This window comes from Marinobacter salexigens (genome assembly GCF_002806945.1).
Classification (GTDB): Bacteria; Pseudomonadota; Gammaproteobacteria; order Pseudomonadales; family Oleiphilaceae; genus Marinobacter; species Marinobacter salexigens.
Genome location: NZ_NIHC01000015.1, coordinates 1 through 15,736, shown reverse-complemented (window position 1 = coordinate 15,736; position 15,736 = coordinate 1). Strand labels below are relative to the sequence as shown.

The window sequence follows — 15,736 nt, the reverse complement described above, 5'->3', positions numbered from 1 at the left end:
GTGAAGATGGAAGTAACGTTGATTGCTCCGATCGCCATGGAAGACGGTCTACGCTTCGCGATTCGCGAAGGCGGCCGTACCGTTGGTGCCGGCGTCGTCGCAAAGATCATCGAGTAATAGGTTCGATTGCCGGGCGCGCCATTTTGGCGCGTCTGTTAGAAAGTGCACTGAGTTTTTTCGGTGCAGGCCAGTAGCTCAATTGGCAGAGCAGCGGTCTCCAAAACCGCAGGTTGGGGGTTCGATTCCCTCCTGGCCTGCCATTTTTTTAACATCCGGATACATAAGTTGATTCCCATGGAGTCAAAAGCCGTTCAGTCAAGCAGTCGCTTCGATGTCGTGAAGTGGCTAGTTGTGTTCGTGTTGATTGCCGTTGGTGTGGTTGGTAATCAGTATTTCAGTGCCGAGTCTTTGTTGTATCGGGTTCTGGCTCTTGTTGTTCTCGCGTTGGTTGCAGCCTTGGTGGCTTTGCAGACAGCGCGCGGACGGCGGTTCGCAACCCTCCTCAAAGAGGCGCGCGTCGAGATCCGGAAGGTGGTGTGGCCCACCAGGCCAGAGTTGGTGCAAACCACAGTCATTGTTGTGGTTTTTGTGTTGGTTGTCTCCCTGTTGTTGTGGGGTATGGACTCCATCATCAGTTGGCTGGTCGCCGGATTCATAGGTTAACAGGAGTGGGCAATGGCTAAGCGCTGGTACGTAGTTCACGCATATTCAGGCTACGAGAAGGCTGTGATGCGCACTCTCATGGAGCGTATTGCGCTCGAAGGTATGGAAGACAGGTTCGGCGAGATCCTGGTGCCTACCGAAGAAGTTGTTGAAATGCGTGACGGGAAAAAGCGCAAAAGCGAGCGCAAGTTCTATCCCGGTTACGTTCTTGTTCAGATGGAGATGGATGACGGTACCTGGCATCTTGTGAAAAACACGCCTCGTGTTCTCGGTTTCATCGGTGGTACTAAAGATAAGCCGGCTCCGATCACTGAGCGAGAGGCAGAGGCAATTTTACGGCGCGTTGAGAGTGGTGCCGATAAGCCCAAGCCCAAGACGCTATTTGAGCCAGGTGAGGTTGTTCGCGTTATTGAAGGCCCGTTTGCGGACTTCAATGGCGTGGTCGAGGAAGTTGACTACGGCAAGAGTCGTGTCAAAGTTGCTGTTCTGATTTTTGGTCGTTCAACTCCGGTCGAGTTGGAGTTTGGGCAGGTCGAGAAAGACTGACTGGCAGCTTTTAACCGGAAGGCTCGCACGCTGAGGTGTTGCGGGCTTTTTGTGTCTGCAGAGGGGAGCCGAAAGGCGCTTGAACCCATAGGAGTACTATCATGGCTAAGAAGATAGAAGCGTATATCAAGCTTCAGGTTGCTGCCGGTAAGGCCAACCCAAGTCCCCCCGTTGGTCCTGCTTTGGGTCAGCGCGGCGTTAACATTATGGAGTTCTGTAAAGCGTTCAACGCACAGACTCAGGATATGGAAGCCGGACTTCCTATTCCTACCGTTATTACGGTATACAGTGATCGCAGCTTCACGTTTATCACCAAAACTCCACCAGCCCCTGTACTTCTCAAGAAGGCAGCCGGTGTGAAGAGTGGGTCTGGTCGCCCGAACACAGAGAAGGTTGGCAAGGTCACTCGCGAGCAGCTTGAAGAGATTGCCAAGACTAAAGAGCCGGATCTGACTGCTGCCGATATGGATGCAGCGGTTCGCACCATTGCTGGAACTGCCCGCAGCATGGGCCTGACCGTGGAGGGTGTGTAACATGTCTAAGATGAGCAAGCGTCAGAAGCTTATTCGCGAAAAGGTCGAGTCAACCCGTTCTTACTCTGTTGACGAGGCAGTGTCGCTGCTGGTTGAGTTGGGCCAAAGCGTAAAATTCAAGGAGTCAGTAGACGTTGCGATCAACCTGGGTGTTGATGCACGTAAATCTGACCAGGTTGTTCGTAGCAGCACAGTATTGCCGCACGGCACAGGTAAGACAGTTCGTGTAGCTGTATTTACTCAGGGTGCAAACGCTGAGAAGGCGACTGCTGCAGGCGCTGATATTGTTGGTATGGATGACCTCGCTGAGCAAGTAAAGGGCGGCAGCATGGATTTCGATGTGGTTATTGCCACTCCCGATGCTATGCGCGTTGTTGGTCAGCTGGGTCAGATCCTAGGGCCTCGCGGCCTGATGCCTAACCCGAAAGTAGGTACAGTTACCCCTGACGTTGAGACTGCTGTCAAAAACGCCAAAGCGGGTCAGGTGCGCTACCGTACGGACAAAAACGGTATTATTCACTCGCCGTTGGGTAATGTTGAATTCTCTGCCCAGAACATCAAGGAAAACCTTGAGGCTCTGGTTGCGGATCTGAAAAAGGCCAAGCCGTCTTCGGCGAAAGGTGTGTATCTTAAAAAGATCACTCTATCGTCAACGATGGGTCCTGGCCTGACTATCGATCAGAACGGTCTGGATATCTGATCCAATGATCGGTAGTGACTTTGTAGTCTGGGCGGAAGCCAAGGCTGTCAAAGACCGCAGGCCCCTGAAGTCTTCTGACTGGAAGGGTTAAAGCAACGCCTGCGCAGACGGTGTGAAGACGTTCTCTCTGAACCCAAACACCGTTAAGGCGCCCGAAGGAAGCTGGAATGTCCGGCTTCCAGGGCAATGATGGGTTTGCCGGGAATAACCCCGGCGAAATCGAGGAGAAATCCAGTGGCAATTAGACTCGAAGACAAGAAAGCGATCGTCGCTGAAGTCAACGAGACTGCCGGTGGTGCTCTGTCTGTGGTGTTGGCTGACTATCGTGGTGTCACCTCTGGTGATATGACGGCTCTGCGTGCCAAAGCTCGTGCCGAAAATGTGCGTCTCAAGGTTGTTCGTAACAACCTTGCGAAGATCGCCATTCGTGGTACTGAGTTTGAGTGCATCGATGAAGTTCTGGTTGGCCCAACCATTCTGGCATTCTCAATGGAAGATCCGGGTGCGGCTGCACGCCTGCTGAAGGACTTCGCCAAAGAGAAAGACGCATTCGATATTAAAGGACTGGCAGTCGGCGGTGAGCTGATGGGCGCAGAACAAATCGATCGTCTTGCCAAGCTGCCAACACGTCACGAAGCATTGACGATGCTGGCTGCTGTTACACAGGCACCAATCACCAAGCTGGCACGGACACTGAACGAAGTTCCTTCGAAAGTGACCCGCGCCGTTGCGGCAGTTCGAGACCAGAAGCAAGACGCTGCTTGATTCTGTTGAACACCATATTTTATTTTTTGGGAGAAAGTCATGGCTCTGTCTAAAGACGATATTTTGAATGCAATTGCTGAAATGAGCGTAATGGACGTTGTTGCGCTGGTTGAAGCAATGGAAGAGAAGTTCGGCGTATCTGCCGCTGCTGCTGTTGCTGCTGCACCTGCAGCTGCTGGTGGCGACGCAGCCGCTGCTGAAGAGCAGACTGAGTTTGATGTTGTTTTGACCGGCGTTGGCGAGAAGAAAGTTAACGTTATCAAGGCTGTTCGTGAACTGACCGGCCTGGGTCTGAAAGAAGCTAAGGAAATGGTTGACGGCGCGCCTTCCACAATCAAGGAAGCAGCGAGCAAAGCAGACGCAGAAGAAGCCAAGAAGAAGCTTGAGGAAGCAGGCGCTTCTGTTGAGCTCAAGTAAGAGTCGGCTGTTGATTGAAGCTGCACTTTAAGTGCAGGCAGGCTGGTGGCTTTGTGCCACCGGCCTTTTTCTGTTGTATATGCTAAAGAGTCTGGCTTACGTTTCAGATGGTTTACATCTTCTGACGGTAGCCGGGTTCTTCGTTCAAGACGGCGCGATAAGCCGAGCAATTCGGCCCCGAAGCAGAACATTGGTTGCTTCTTGATACCAGGTATCAGGTCTAAAGCTGGGGAATGCAGATGACTTACTCCTACACTGAAAAAAAGCGGATTCGCAAAGATTTTAGTAAATTGCCTTCCGTGATGGATGTCCCCTATTTGCTGTCTATTCAGCTGGATTCATTTCGGGACTTCCTGCAAATGGAAGCCGCACCCGGAGACCGTCGGGAAACCGGTCTTCATGCAGCATTCAAATCCGTATTCCCGATTGCCAGCTATTCTGGCAATGCTGCGCTCGAGTACGTGAGCTACCGCATTGGTGAGCCCGTATTCGATGTTAAGGAATGCCAGCTTAGGGGCGTAACATACGCGGCGCCGCTGAGAGTTAAAGTTCGCCTTATCATTTATGATAGGGAGTCGTCTAACAAGGCGATCAAGGACATCAAGGAACAGGAAGTCTACATGGGCGAAATGCCCCTGATGACTGAGAATGGTACCTTCGTTATCAATGGTACCGAGCGTGTTATTGTTTCCCAGCTCCACCGCTCTCCCGGTGTGTTCTTTGACCATGACAAAGGCAAAACCCACTCATCCGGCAAACTGTTGTATTCGGCTCGGGTGATTCCTTACCGTGGATCCTGGCTCGATTTTGAATTCGATCCCAAGGATTCCGTTTTCGTTCGAATTGACCGTCGGCGGAAGTTGCCGGCCTCCATTCTCCTGCGTGCGCTTGGCTATACATCCGAGCAGATGCTGGAAATGTTCTTTGAGACCAGTAAGTTCACTCTGGGAGCGGAAACCTGCAAGCTGGAGCTGGTTCCGAGTCGTCTTCGTGGTGATATTGCAACGTTTGATATCAAGGACAATGAAGACAAGCTGATCGTGGAAGAGGGACGTCGTATAACGGCTCGACACATCAGGCAGTTGGAAAAGGCGGGTATCACTGAGCTGGAAGTGCCTACAGAGTATCTGTATGGCCGTGTTCTGGCCAAGGACATGGTGGATAAGGCCAGCGGAGAAGTGCTGGTAGAGTGTAACACCGAGCTTAGCGACGAGGTTGTTGCCAAGATTCTTGATTCTGGAGTGACAGATATCGAGACTCTTTACACCAACGACCTGGATTGCGGTCCGTTTATGTCTGATACCCTGCGTATCGACCCGACCCGTAGCCCGCTGGAAGCCCTGGTGGAAATCTACCGGATGATGCGTCCTGGAGAACCGCCAACTAAGGATTCAGCAGAAAACCTGTTCAATAACCTTTTCTTTTCTGAAGAGCGTTATGACCTGTCTGCTGTAGGCCGGATGAAGCTTAACCGCCGTTTGCGCCGCGAGGAAAGCACGGGTGAGGGTACGCTGACCAATGAAGACATTATCGATGTCCTCAAAACCCTGATCGATATCCGTAATGGCCAGGGCACGGTAGACGACATTGATAACCTGGGTAATCGCCGCGTACGTTGCGTCGGTGAAATGGCCGAGAATCAGTTCCGCGTTGGTCTGGTGCGTGTGGAGCGTGCCGTTCGTGAGCGGCTGAGCCTCGCCGAAAGCGAAGGCCTGATGCCCCAGGATCTGATCAATGCCAAGCCGGTGGCGGCTGCAGTCAAGGAGTTCTTTGGCTCGAGCCAGCTGTCCCAGTTTATGGATCAGAACAACCCGTTGTCGGAAGTAACCCACAAGCGTCGTATTTCGGCTCTTGGGCCTGGCGGTCTGACCCGTGAGCGTGCTGGCTTTGAGGTTCGTGACGTACACCCGACCCATTATGGCCGTGTGTGCCCGATCGAGACGCCGGAAGGCCCGAACATCGGTCTGATCAACTCCCTGGCAACCTATGCTCGTGCCAACTCTTACGGCTTCCTTGAAAGTCCGTACAGAAAGGTAATTGACGGCGTGGTTACAGATGAGCTGGTTTACCTGTCAGCCATTGAGGAGAGCAATTACGTTATCGCCCAGGCCAGTGCGGCAATGGACGACGGCATGCGCCTTCAAGATGAGCTGGTTACAGTACGTCACCAGAACGAAACCACGGTTATGCCTCCTGAAAGCGTTAATTTCATGGACGTATCGCCGCGTCAGGTAGTATCCGTTGCCGCCTCATTGATCCCGTTCCTTGAGCACGATGATGCTAACCGGGCCTTGATGGGTGCGAACATGCAGCGTCAGGCGGTTCCGACTCTGCGTTCGCAAGTGCCTCTGGTAGGCACTGGTGTTGAACGTACTGTTGCCCAAGACTCCGGTGTTTGTGTCACAGCTCGTCGTGGTGGTGTCATCGAAAGTGTTGATGCGGCCCGTATTGTGGTGCGTGTTAACAACGAAGAGACCGAGGCCGGTGATGCTGGTGTGGATATTTATAACCTCACCAAATACACCCGCTCAAACCAGAACACCTGTATTAATCAGCGGTCTATCGTTCGCCAGGGTGATGAAATTGCCCGTGGTGACGTATTGGCAGACGGTCCGTCTGTTGATCTTGGTGAGCTGGCTCTGGGGCAGAATATGCGTATCGCATTTATGCCTTGGAATGGTTACAACTTTGAGGATTCTATCCTTATTTCCGAGAAAGTGGTTCAGGAAGACCGCCTGACTACCATCCACATTCAGGAACTGACTTGTGTGGCTCGGGATACTAAGCTGGGAAGCGAAGAGATCACCGCGGATATTCCGAACGTTGGTGAAAGCGCGCTGTCCAAGCTGGATGAGTCCGGCATTGTTTACATCGGTGCTGAGGTAGGCGCTGGCGATATCCTGGTAGGTAAGGTAACGCCGAAAGGTGAGACCCAGCTGACCCCGGAGGAAAAGCTGCTGAGGGCTATCTTCGGTGAGAAGGCGTCTGATGTGAAAGACACCTCCTCCCGTGTGCCAACAGGCACTCGCGGTACCGTGATCGATGTGCAGGTCTTTACCCGCGATGGCATCGAGAAGGATCAGCGCGCTCAATCAATTGAGAAGGAGCAGCTGAATCAGTACCGAAAGGACTTGAAAGACGAATATCGTATCGTTGAAGGCGCCACCTTCGAGCGTTTGCTGACAGCTTTGAAAGGGCAAAAGGTCATTAGTGGCCCGGGTCTGAAAAAAGGCGCCAGCCTCGATGAAGGGTACCTGACTGAGCTACCGCGTGCAGATTGGTTCAAGCTGCGCATGGAGGACGAAAGTCTGAATGAGCTGCTTGAGAAGTCCGAGCAAGGTCTTGAAGAGCGTACTAAAGAACACGAAGCGCGTTTTGACGACAAGAAGGGCAAGCTCCAGCAGGGCGACGATCTGGCGCCGGGCGTACTGAAAATCGTCAAGGTTTACCTTGCGATCAAGCGTCGCATTCAGCCTGGTGACAAGATGGCTGGGCGTCACGGTAACAAGGGTGTCATCTCGGCAGTTATGCCGATTGAAGATATGCCTTACGACGAATACGGTAATACCGTCGATATCGTGCTGAATCCGTTGGGTGTTCCGTCCCGAATGAACGTTGGGCAGGTGCTTGAGACCCACTTGGGTGCAGCAGCAAAAGGTCTTGGCGAGCGCATCAGCAAAATGCTGGACGAGCAACGCAAGGTGGCCGAGCTGCGTAAGCTTCTTGATGAAATCTATAATCACTCTGACGAAGTGTTCAAGGTTGATCTGGACTCTTTGAGTGATAAAGAGATTCTTGAGATGTCTCATAACCTGCGCGGTGGTGTTCCCATGGCCACGCCGGTGTTTGATGGTGCCGAGGAATTCGAAGTCAAGCACATGCTTGAACTGGCGGGCTTGAGCACAACGGGGCAGACCATGCTCTACGATGGTCGCACCGGAGATGCTTTCGATCGACCGGTTACAGTAGGGTATATGTATATCCTCAAGCTTAACCACTTGATTGATGACAAGATGCACGCCCGTTCTACCGGCTCGTACAGCCTGGTTACCCAGCAGCCGCTGGGTGGTAAGGCTCAGTTCGGTGGTCAGCGTTTCGGTGAGATGGAAGTGTGGGCCCTCGAGGCTTACGGTGCAGCCTATACGCTGCAGGAAATGCTCACTGTTAAGTCTGATGACGTGAACGGTCGAACCAAGATGTACAAGAACATTGTCGATGGTGATCATCGCATGGAGCCCGGCATGCCGGAGTCCTTCAACGTTCTTGTCAAGGAGATCCGTTCGCTGGGTATCGACATCGAGCTGGAATCTGAGTAAGCCGAATTGTTTTTGGCAGCGTGAGCGGGCACTTGGTGTGCCCGCCCGAGATTAACGCCATCCGGAGCTTTTACTGATGAAAGATTTGCTGAATCTTCTCAAGAGCCAGAACCAAAGCAAGGAATTTGATGCGATCCGTATTGGGTTGGCATCACCGGAGATGATCCGGTCCTGGTCCTTTGGTGAAGTTAAGAAGCCTGAGACCATTAACTACCGTACGTTCAAGCCTGAGCGTGACGGTCTTTTTTGTGCCAAGATCTTCGGCCCGATCAAGGATTATGAGTGCCTGTGCGGCAAGTACAAGCGCCTCAAGCATCGCGGTGTTATCTGCGAGAAGTGTGGTGTTGAAGTAGCACTGGCAAGCGTTCGTCGTGAGCGCATGGCCCATATTGAGCTGGCCAGTCCGGTCGCACATATATGGTTCCTGAAATCACTGCCATCCCGTATCGGTTTGATGCTGGATATGACACTGCGTGATATCGAGCGCGTGCTCTACTTCGAGTCGTTCATTGTAATCGACCCGGGTATGACCACCCTTGAGCGAGGACAACTGCTGAACGACGAGCAGTACTACGAAGCTCTTGAAGAGTTTGGTGACGAGTTCGACGCCCGCATGGGTGCCGAAGCGGTCAAAGAGCTGCTTGAAGGTATTGATCTTCAGGAGCAGGTTGATGCCCTGCGAGAAGAGATTCCCCAGACCAACTCTGAAACCAAGATCAAGAAGTTCAACAAGCGCCTGAAGATCCTAGAGGCCTTCTTGTACTCCGGCAACAAGCCAGGGGACATGGTTATGACCGTGTTGCCGGTTCTGCCGCCTGATCTGCGCCCGCTGGTCCCGCTTGACGGTGGCCGCTTCGCGACATCGGATCTGAACGATCTGTATCGCCGGGTAATCAACCGCAACAACCGTCTCAAGCGTCTGCTTGAGCTGAATGCTCCCGACATCATTGTGCGTAACGAAAAGCGCATGCTGCAGGAAGCGGTTGACGCGCTGCTGGATAATGGCCGCCGTGGGCGTGCCATCACCGGCACCAACAAGCGTCCGCTGAAGTCCCTTGCCGATATGATCAAGGGTAAGCAGGGTCGTTTCCGTCAAAACCTGCTGGGTAAGCGGGTAGACTACTCTGGTCGTTCCGTAATTGTTGTTGGCCCATCCCTGCGCCTGCATCAGTGCGGCCTGCCCAAGAAAATGGCTTTGGAGCTATTCAAGCCGTTTATTTTCTCCAAGCTTGAGCATCGCGGCCTGGCCACGACCATCAAAGCCGCCAAGAAAATGGTGGAGCGTGAAGAAGGTGTGGTCTGGGATATTCTCGATGAAGTGATTCGTCAGCACCCGATCATGCTTAACCGTGCGCCGACCTTGCACCGCTTGGGTATCCAGGCATTTGAGCCGGTACTGATCGAAGGTAAGGCAATACAATTGCACCCCTTGGTTTGTGCGGCCTATAACGCCGACTTCGACGGTGACCAGATGGCGGTACACGTACCGCTGACACTGGAAGCCCAGCTCGAAGCCCGTGCACTGATGATGTCCACCAACAACATCCTGTCGCCCGCGAACGGTGAGCCCATCATTGTTCCGTCCCAGGACGTTGTACTGGGTCTCTATTACATGACCCGCGAGCGCAAGAGTGCGCTTGGTGAGGGCATGGTGTTTGCGGATATCAAAGAGGCGCATCGCGCCTACGGTGCCGGTAAGGTCGACCTGCAGGCCATGGTCAAGGTTCGTGTTAAAGAGGTCTCCATCCAGGCTGAGGGTGATAACACAGAAGAGTACAAAATCGTGGAAACCACGGTTGGTCGTGCTTTGCTGTTTGACATTGTCCCGGATGGGCTTTCTTACGACCTGGTTAACAAGCCAATGGTCAAGAAGGCTATCTCTAATCTGATCAATACCTGCTACCGCGATGCCGGTTTGAAAGAGACCGTTATCTTTGCCGATCAGCTCATGTATATGGGTTATCACTACGCCACGGTTTCCGGTATTTCGATTGGTTTTAATGACTTCGAAATCCCGCCAGAGAAGTATGAACTGGTGGATGCAGCTTCTGATGAAGTAAAAGATATTGAATCCCAGTACGCCTCAGGCCTGCTTACACAGGGTGAGAAGTACAACAAGGTTATCGATATCTGGTCGCGCGCTAACGACAAGGTCTCAAAGGCCATGATGCAGCGCCTGTCCAAGGAAAAGGTCATCGGCGCCGACGGCAAGCCTGTCAAGGGCGAAGATGGTGAAGACTTGATGCAGGAGTCGTTCAACTCCGTCTATATGATGGCAGACTCCGGCGCACGGGGTTCTGCTGCCCAGATTCGTCAGCTCGCCGGTATGCGTGGCTTGATGGCCAAGCCGGATGGTTCGATCATCGAGACGCCAATCACGGCTAACTTCCGTGAAGGTCTGAACGTACTTCAGTACTTTATCTCTACCCACGGTGCACGTAAGGGGCTGGCTGATACTGCATTGAAGACCGCAAACTCCGGTTACCTGACTCGCCGTCTGGTAGACGTATCTCAGGATCTGGTGGTGACCGAGGAAGATTGCGGTACCGAAGAAGGCCTGTTGATGACGCCGCACATTGAAGGCGGTGACGTTGTAGTGCCTCTGGGCGATCGTGTATTGGGCCGTGTTACTGCTCGGGAAACCTTTACCCCGACAGACAAAGACAATGCGGTTGTTGCTGCCGGCACTTTGCTGGATGAGAAAACGATTGAAGAGCTTGAGCGCGCTGGCGTGGATGAGGTTTGGGTACGCTCTGCGATTACCTGTGAAACCCGCCACGGCATCTGCTCCAAGTGCTACGGTCGTGACCTTGCCCGTGGCCACCGTGTAAACGTTGGGGAGGCAGTAGGTGTTATTGCGGCGCAGTCCATCGGTGAGCCTGGAACCCAGCTCACGATGCGTACTTTCCACATTGGTGGTGCGGCAAGCCGGGCGTCCGCTGTAGACAGCGTTCAGGTCAAGCATGGCGGTACGGTTCGCCTGCACAACCTGAAGTCCCTCGAGAAGAGCGATGGCACTCTGGTTGTGATTTCCCGTTCCTCCGCATTGGCAATCGCCGATGATCAAGGGCGCGAGCGTGAGTGGTACAAGCTGCCATACGGCGCCGTACTGTCTGTTAAAAACGGCGATGAAGTTGAGGCCGGTGTTGTGGTTGCCAAGTGGGATCCGCACACTCACCCGATCATCGCGGAAGCCGAAGGTATTGCCAAGTTCGTCAACATGGATCAAGGCATCACCGTGCGCACCCAGACAGATGAGCTTACTGGCTTGTCCACGATGGAAATCATCGATCCTAAGGAGCGCCCGGCGGCTGGTAAGGATATTCGCCCGGCCATCCAGATGGTCGACGAAGCGGGTAACGACGTTGATCTGCCAACAGGTGGTGCAGCGATCTTCTTCATGCCGGCAAACGCCTTGGTGACCATGGCCGATGGCGCGCGCATCGAGCTCGGTGATGTGGTAGCACGTATCCCGCAAGCCAGCTCGAAAACCCGTGACATCACCGGTGGTCTGCCACGGGTTGCTGACTTGTTCGAAGCCCGTCGTCCGAAAGAATCGTCGATTCTTGCAGAAATCAGTGGTGTGGTGTCGTTCGGCAAGGAAACCAAAGGCAAGAAGCGCCTTGTGTTGACGCCGAAAGACGCGGATCCATACGAGGTTCTGATTCCGAAGCATCGTCAGATGAACGTTTTCGAAGGCGAAACCGTTGAAAAAGGCGAAGTGATTTCAGACGGGCCATCCAACCCGCATGATATTTTGCGCCTGCTGGGTGTGGTTGAGTTGGCGAAGTACATCACCAACGAGATCCAGGACGTTTATCGCCTGCAAGGTGTTGTCATAAACGACAAGCACATTGAAGTGATCGTTCGTCAGATGTTGCGCAAGGTTGAAGTCACCGACCCAGGCGATACAACTCTGATGTCTGGTGATCAGCTTGAGATAACCAGGCTTCTGGAAGAGAACGAGAAAGTAATTGCGGACGATAAAGAGCCAGCACGATTTGAGCGTTTGCTGCTGGGTATCACCAAAGCGTCCCTGGCTACAGAATCGTTCATATCAGCAGCCTCGTTCCAGGAAACGACCCGGGTACTCACCGAAGGTGCGGTCACTGGTAAGCGCGACTTCCTGCGAGGTCTGAAAGAAAACGTTGTGGTTGGTCGACTGATTCCTGCCGGAACCGGTTTGGCCTATCATGCGGAACGTCGCCGCAAGCGCGAGCTCGAAGAGCAAGGCGTAACTGCGGCGGATGTTGAAGAAGCTCTGAGCGCCGAACTCAACCGCGGAGGTTGAGGGTGGTGTGCCACCTCCGTGTAGTTACTTATGCGGAGGTGGTTAAAAAGAGAGCAGTCGTCTTGACTGTCCGGGGGCGCAGGCTTAAACTTGCGACCCTTAATTTTACCCCCTTCATTGGGGGTAAGTTTCATTGATATGGTTTTTTGGAGTTTGCTTACATGGCAACGATTAATCAGTTGGTGCGTAAGCCTCGTAAGCGCCGGGTAGCCAAGAGCGATGTTCCTGCTCTTCAGGCCTGTCCTCAGCGCCGTGGTGTATGCACTCGTGTGTATACCACAACGCCGAAGAAGCCGAACTCAGCACTGCGTAAAGTGTGCCGTGTTCGTCTGACCAACGGCTTCGAGGTTTCCTCTTACATTGGTGGTGAAGGTCACAACCTTCAGGAGCACAGTGTTGTGCTTATCCGTGGCGGTCGAGTAAAAGACCTTCCGGGTGTGCGCTATCACACTGTTCGCGGAACACTGGACACCCAGGGTGTACAGAACCGTAAGCAGGGCCGCTCCAAATACGGTGCGAAACGACCTAAGTCTTAATGCGCCGAAAGAGTGTCTTTTATCGTTGCTTGTCAGAACGGTAAGAGTAAGGCTGAGTAGCCGTTGGCTATCTCAGGGGTTCCTGAAGACCTTTTAATTAGATAAGGGCTTATCGATGCCTAGAAGAAGAATTGCAGCTAAGCGGGAGATTATCCCGGATCCGAAATTCGGTAGTGCGCGTCTTGCCAAGTTCATCAACCACGTGATGGAGAGCGGTAAGAAGGCGGTTGCAGAGCGTATTGTTTACGGTGCTCTGACAATTGTTGCCGAGAAGTCCAAGGAAGAGCCGATCGACATGTTCGAGAAGGCCCTGGAAAACATCCAGCCGATGGTTGAGGTTAAATCCCGTCGTGTCGGTGGTGCTACTTACCAGGTGCCCGTAGAAGTACGGCCTTCCCGTCAGAACGCGCTGGCAATGCGCTGGCTCGTAGAGTTTTCACGGAAGCGCGGTGAGAAGTCCATGGCGCAGCGTCTGGCAGGTGAAATTCTTGATGCGGCTGACAGCAAGGGTGCTGCTGTTAAGAAGCGTGAAGACGTACACCGCATGGCAGAGGCTAATAAAGCCTTCTCTCACTTCCGTTTCTAAACAGCCGAGGTTTATACAGTGGCACGCAAAACTCCGATTAAACGTTACAGAAACATTGGTATCTGTGCGCACGTTGATGCGGGCAAAACCACAACGACCGAGCGTATTCTTTATTACACCGGTCGCAGCCACAAAATGGGCGAAACCCATGATGGCGCGTCTACTACTGACTGGATGGAGCAAGAGCAGGAGCGTGGTATTACCATCACCTCTGCCGCTGTTACTACATTTTGGCAGGGTATGGACAAGCAGTTCCAAGAGCACCGTATCAACGTAATTGATACCCCGGGCCACGTAGACTTCACAATTGAAGTTGAACGTTCGCTACGTGTGCTTGATGGTGCCGTAGTTGTATTCTGCGGATCCTCCGGTGTTGAGCCGCAGTCCGAGACGGTATGGCGTCAGGCTAACAAGTACGAAGTCCCTCGCATGGTGTTCGTTAACAAGATGGACCGTGCTGGTGCAGACTTCCTGCGTGTGGTTGAGCAGATCAAGACCCGTCTGGGTGCGACCCCGGTTCCACTTCAGTTGCCGATTGGTTCTGAAGATCAGTTTGCCGGTGTTGTCGATCTTCTTCGCGGTAAAGCAATTTACTGGGACGATGCCGACCTGGGTATGACCTATCGTGAGGAAGAGATTCCTGCCGATATGGCCGACGAGGTGGCCAAGTACCGTGAAGCGCTGGTTGAGGCTGCAGCTGAAGCCAATGAAGAGTTCATGGACAAGTACCTTGAAGGCGGCGAGCTGACTGTCGAAGAGATCAAGTCCGGCTTGCGCGCGCGTACTCTTTCAAACGAGATCGTGTTGGCTTGCTGTGGTTCGGCCTTTAAGAACAAAGGCGTTCCGGCGGTTCTCGATGCCGTTATCGAATATCTGCCTGCTCCGGATGAGGTTAAAGCCATCCGTGGTGAGATTGATGAAGATGGTACCGAAGAGACCCGTCCGGTTGACGACAATGCCCCATTTGCGGCGCTGGCCTTTAAGATCGCGACAGATCCGTTCGTTGGTTCCTTGACCTTCTTCCGGGTTTATTCCGGCAGACTTGAGTCCGGTAACTCCGTATTCAACTCTGTGAAGGGTAAGAAAGAGCGTGTGGGCCGTATGGTTCAGATGCACGCTAACGACCGTGAAGAAATCAAGGAAGTTCTGGCCGGCGATATCGCTGCTGCGATCGGCCTGAAGAACGTCACCACGGGTGACACCTTGTGTGATGAAAACCACAAGATCATTCTTGAGCGCATGGAATTCCCTGAGCCGGTTATTTCGGTTGCAGTTGAGCCCAAGTCCAAGGCTGATCAGGAAAAAATGGGTGTGGCTCTGGGCAAATTGGCCCAGGAAGATCCGTCTTTCCGTGTGCGTACCGATGAAGAAAGCGGTCAGACCATTATTTCTGGTATGGGCGAGCTTCACCTGGATATCCTCGTCGACCGCATGCGTCGTGAGTTCAAGGTAGAGGCGAATATCGGTAAGCCGCAGGTTGCATACCGTGAGTGCATTCGCAAGTCGGTAGATGTTGAAGGCAAGTTTGTTCGCCAGTCTGGTGGTCGTGGTCAGTATGGTCACGTTAAGGTCAGAATTGATCCGCTGCCACTGGAAGAAGGTGCTGAGAACTTCATCTTCGTGAACGAGATCGTTGGTGGTGCCGTTCCTAAGGAATATGTACCAGCGGTTCAGCAGGGTATCTCGGAGCAGATGCAGAACGGCTGTCTGGCCGGCTATCCGCTGCTGGGTATCAAGGCAACCTTGTACGATGGTTCTTACCACGACGTGGACTCCAACGAAATGGCGTTCAAGGTCGCAGGTTCCATGGCGATGAAGAAGGGCGCTCTGGAGGCGAACCCGGCTCTGCTTGAGCCGATGATGAAAGTCGAGGTTGTAACACCTGAAGACTATATGGGCGACGTGGTAGGTGATTTGAACCGCCGCCGTGGCTTGATTCAGGGTATGGATGACGGTGTTGCTGGCAAGGTTGTTCGCGCCGAAGTACCGTTGTCGGAAATGTTCGGTTATGCGACGGATCTGCGCTCTGCTACCCAGGGTCGTGCGTCCTACGCTATGGAGTTTTCGCGGTACGCGGAAGCGCCAAACAACATTGCCGAAGCAATTATTAATAAGGGTTGATACCCAGGACTTAAGTAACAGGAAGAGGTGTAACTGTGTCTAAATCAAAATTTGAGCGTAGTAAGCCCCACCTAAACGTGGGCACTATTGGTCACGTAGACCATGGTAAGACGACTCTGACCGCTGCTCTGACTCGTGTATGTCACGAAGTTTGGGGTACAGGTTCTGCGAGTGCATTCGATCAGATCGATAACGCACCGGAAGAGCGTGCGCGTGGTATAACCATTGCGACCTCTCACGTTGAGTACGACTCCCCGACCCG

At 53.2% G+C, this 15,736-nt stretch carries 13 protein-coding genes and 1 tRNA gene; all 14 read left to right on the top strand.

Features of this window, described 5'->3' with window-relative positions:
• Window positions 1-117, top strand: a 117-nt coding sequence (locus tag CDH47_RS17270; protein ID WP_205077621.1) for an EF-Tu C-terminal domain-related protein, incomplete at its 5' end; no start/stop codon positions are given.
• Window positions 118-184: 67 nt separating this feature from the next.
• Window positions 185-260: transfer RNA gene (locus CDH47_RS17265), tRNA-Trp, on the top strand.
• A gap of 34 nt (window positions 261-294) precedes the next feature.
• Window positions 295-663: a preprotein translocase subunit SecE gene (secE, locus tag CDH47_RS17260; RefSeq protein WP_100641581.1), complete on the top strand. Its 369-nt coding sequence runs from the start codon at window positions 295-297 to the stop codon at window positions 661-663.
• 12 nt (window positions 664-675) lie between these two features.
• Window positions 676-1,209, top strand: a complete 534-nt coding sequence (nusG, locus tag CDH47_RS17255; RefSeq protein ID WP_100641579.1) for a transcription termination/antitermination protein NusG — start codon at window positions 676-678, stop codon at window positions 1,207-1,209.
• A gap of 101 nt (window positions 1,210-1,310) precedes the next feature.
• Window positions 1,311-1,742: a 50S ribosomal protein L11 gene (gene rplK, locus CDH47_RS17250; protein WP_072799871.1), complete on the top strand. Its 432-nt coding sequence runs from the start codon at window positions 1,311-1,313 to the stop codon at window positions 1,740-1,742.
• Window position 1,743: 1 nt separating this feature from the next.
• A complete protein-coding gene (rplA, locus tag CDH47_RS17245) occupies window positions 1,744-2,442 on the top strand; it encodes a 50S ribosomal protein L1 (RefSeq protein WP_100641577.1) in 699 nt (232 codons plus the stop codon).
• Window positions 2,443-2,676: 234 nt separating this feature from the next.
• Window positions 2,677-3,207, top strand: a complete 531-nt coding sequence (rplJ, locus tag CDH47_RS17240; RefSeq protein ID WP_100641575.1) for a 50S ribosomal protein L10 — start codon at window positions 2,677-2,679, stop codon at window positions 3,205-3,207.
• A 39-nt stretch (window positions 3,208-3,246) separates the two neighbouring features.
• On the top strand, window positions 3,247-3,624 hold the full coding sequence (gene rplL / locus CDH47_RS17235; RefSeq protein ID WP_100641573.1) for a 50S ribosomal protein L7/L12: 378 nt from the start codon (window positions 3,247-3,249) through the stop codon (window positions 3,622-3,624).
• A 239-nt stretch (window positions 3,625-3,863) separates the two neighbouring features.
• Window positions 3,864-7,940: a DNA-directed RNA polymerase subunit beta gene (gene rpoB / locus CDH47_RS17230; protein WP_100641571.1), complete on the top strand. Its 4,077-nt coding sequence runs from the start codon at window positions 3,864-3,866 to the stop codon at window positions 7,938-7,940.
• A gap of 76 nt (window positions 7,941-8,016) precedes the next feature.
• Window positions 8,017-12,231, top strand: a complete 4,215-nt coding sequence (rpoC, locus tag CDH47_RS17225; protein ID WP_100641568.1) for a DNA-directed RNA polymerase subunit beta' — start codon at window positions 8,017-8,019, stop codon at window positions 12,229-12,231.
• Window positions 12,232-12,392: 161 nt separating this feature from the next.
• Window positions 12,393-12,767 (top strand): 30S ribosomal protein S12, encoded by a 375-nt coding sequence (gene rpsL, locus CDH47_RS17220; RefSeq protein WP_100641566.1) that lies wholly within the window; start codon window positions 12,393-12,395, stop codon window positions 12,765-12,767.
• Window positions 12,768-12,882: 115 nt separating this feature from the next.
• A complete protein-coding gene (gene rpsG, locus CDH47_RS17215; protein WP_100641564.1) occupies window positions 12,883-13,353 on the top strand; it encodes a 30S ribosomal protein S7 in 471 nt (156 codons plus the stop codon).
• Window positions 13,354-13,371: 18 nt separating this feature from the next.
• Window positions 13,372-15,474: an elongation factor G gene (gene fusA, locus CDH47_RS17210; protein WP_100641562.1), complete on the top strand. Its 2,103-nt coding sequence runs from the start codon at window positions 13,372-13,374 to the stop codon at window positions 15,472-15,474.
• A 35-nt stretch (window positions 15,475-15,509) separates the two neighbouring features.
• A partial coding sequence (locus tag CDH47_RS17205; protein WP_239985888.1) for a GTP-binding protein occupies window positions 15,510-15,736 on the top strand: 227 nt, incomplete at its 3' end.

Bases quoted from the DNA above. Each gene is read 5' to 3' on its own strand.
- rplA (WP_100641577.1), top strand. From the start codon at position 1,744: ATGTCTAAGATGAGCAAGCGTCAGAAGCTTATTCGCGAAAAGGTCGAG.
- rpoC (WP_100641568.1), top strand. From the start codon at position 8,017: ATGAAAGATTTGCTGAATCTTCTCAAGAGCCAGAACCAAAGCAAGGAA.
- rpsL (WP_100641566.1), top strand. From the start codon at position 12,393: ATGGCAACGATTAATCAGTTGGTGCGTAAGCCTCGTAAGCGCCGGGTA.
- secE (WP_100641581.1), top strand. From the start codon at position 295: ATGGAGTCAAAAGCCGTTCAGTCAAGCAGTCGCTTCGATGTCGTGAAG.
- rplL (WP_100641573.1), top strand. From the start codon at position 3,247: ATGGCTCTGTCTAAAGACGATATTTTGAATGCAATTGCTGAAATGAGC.
- nusG (WP_100641579.1), top strand. From the start codon at position 676: ATGGCTAAGCGCTGGTACGTAGTTCACGCATATTCAGGCTACGAGAAG.
- rpsG (WP_100641564.1), top strand. From the start codon at position 12,883: ATGCCTAGAAGAAGAATTGCAGCTAAGCGGGAGATTATCCCGGATCCG.
- rplK (WP_072799871.1), top strand. From the start codon at position 1,311: ATGGCTAAGAAGATAGAAGCGTATATCAAGCTTCAGGTTGCTGCCGGT.
- rpoB (WP_100641571.1), top strand. From the start codon at position 3,864: ATGACTTACTCCTACACTGAAAAAAAGCGGATTCGCAAAGATTTTAGT.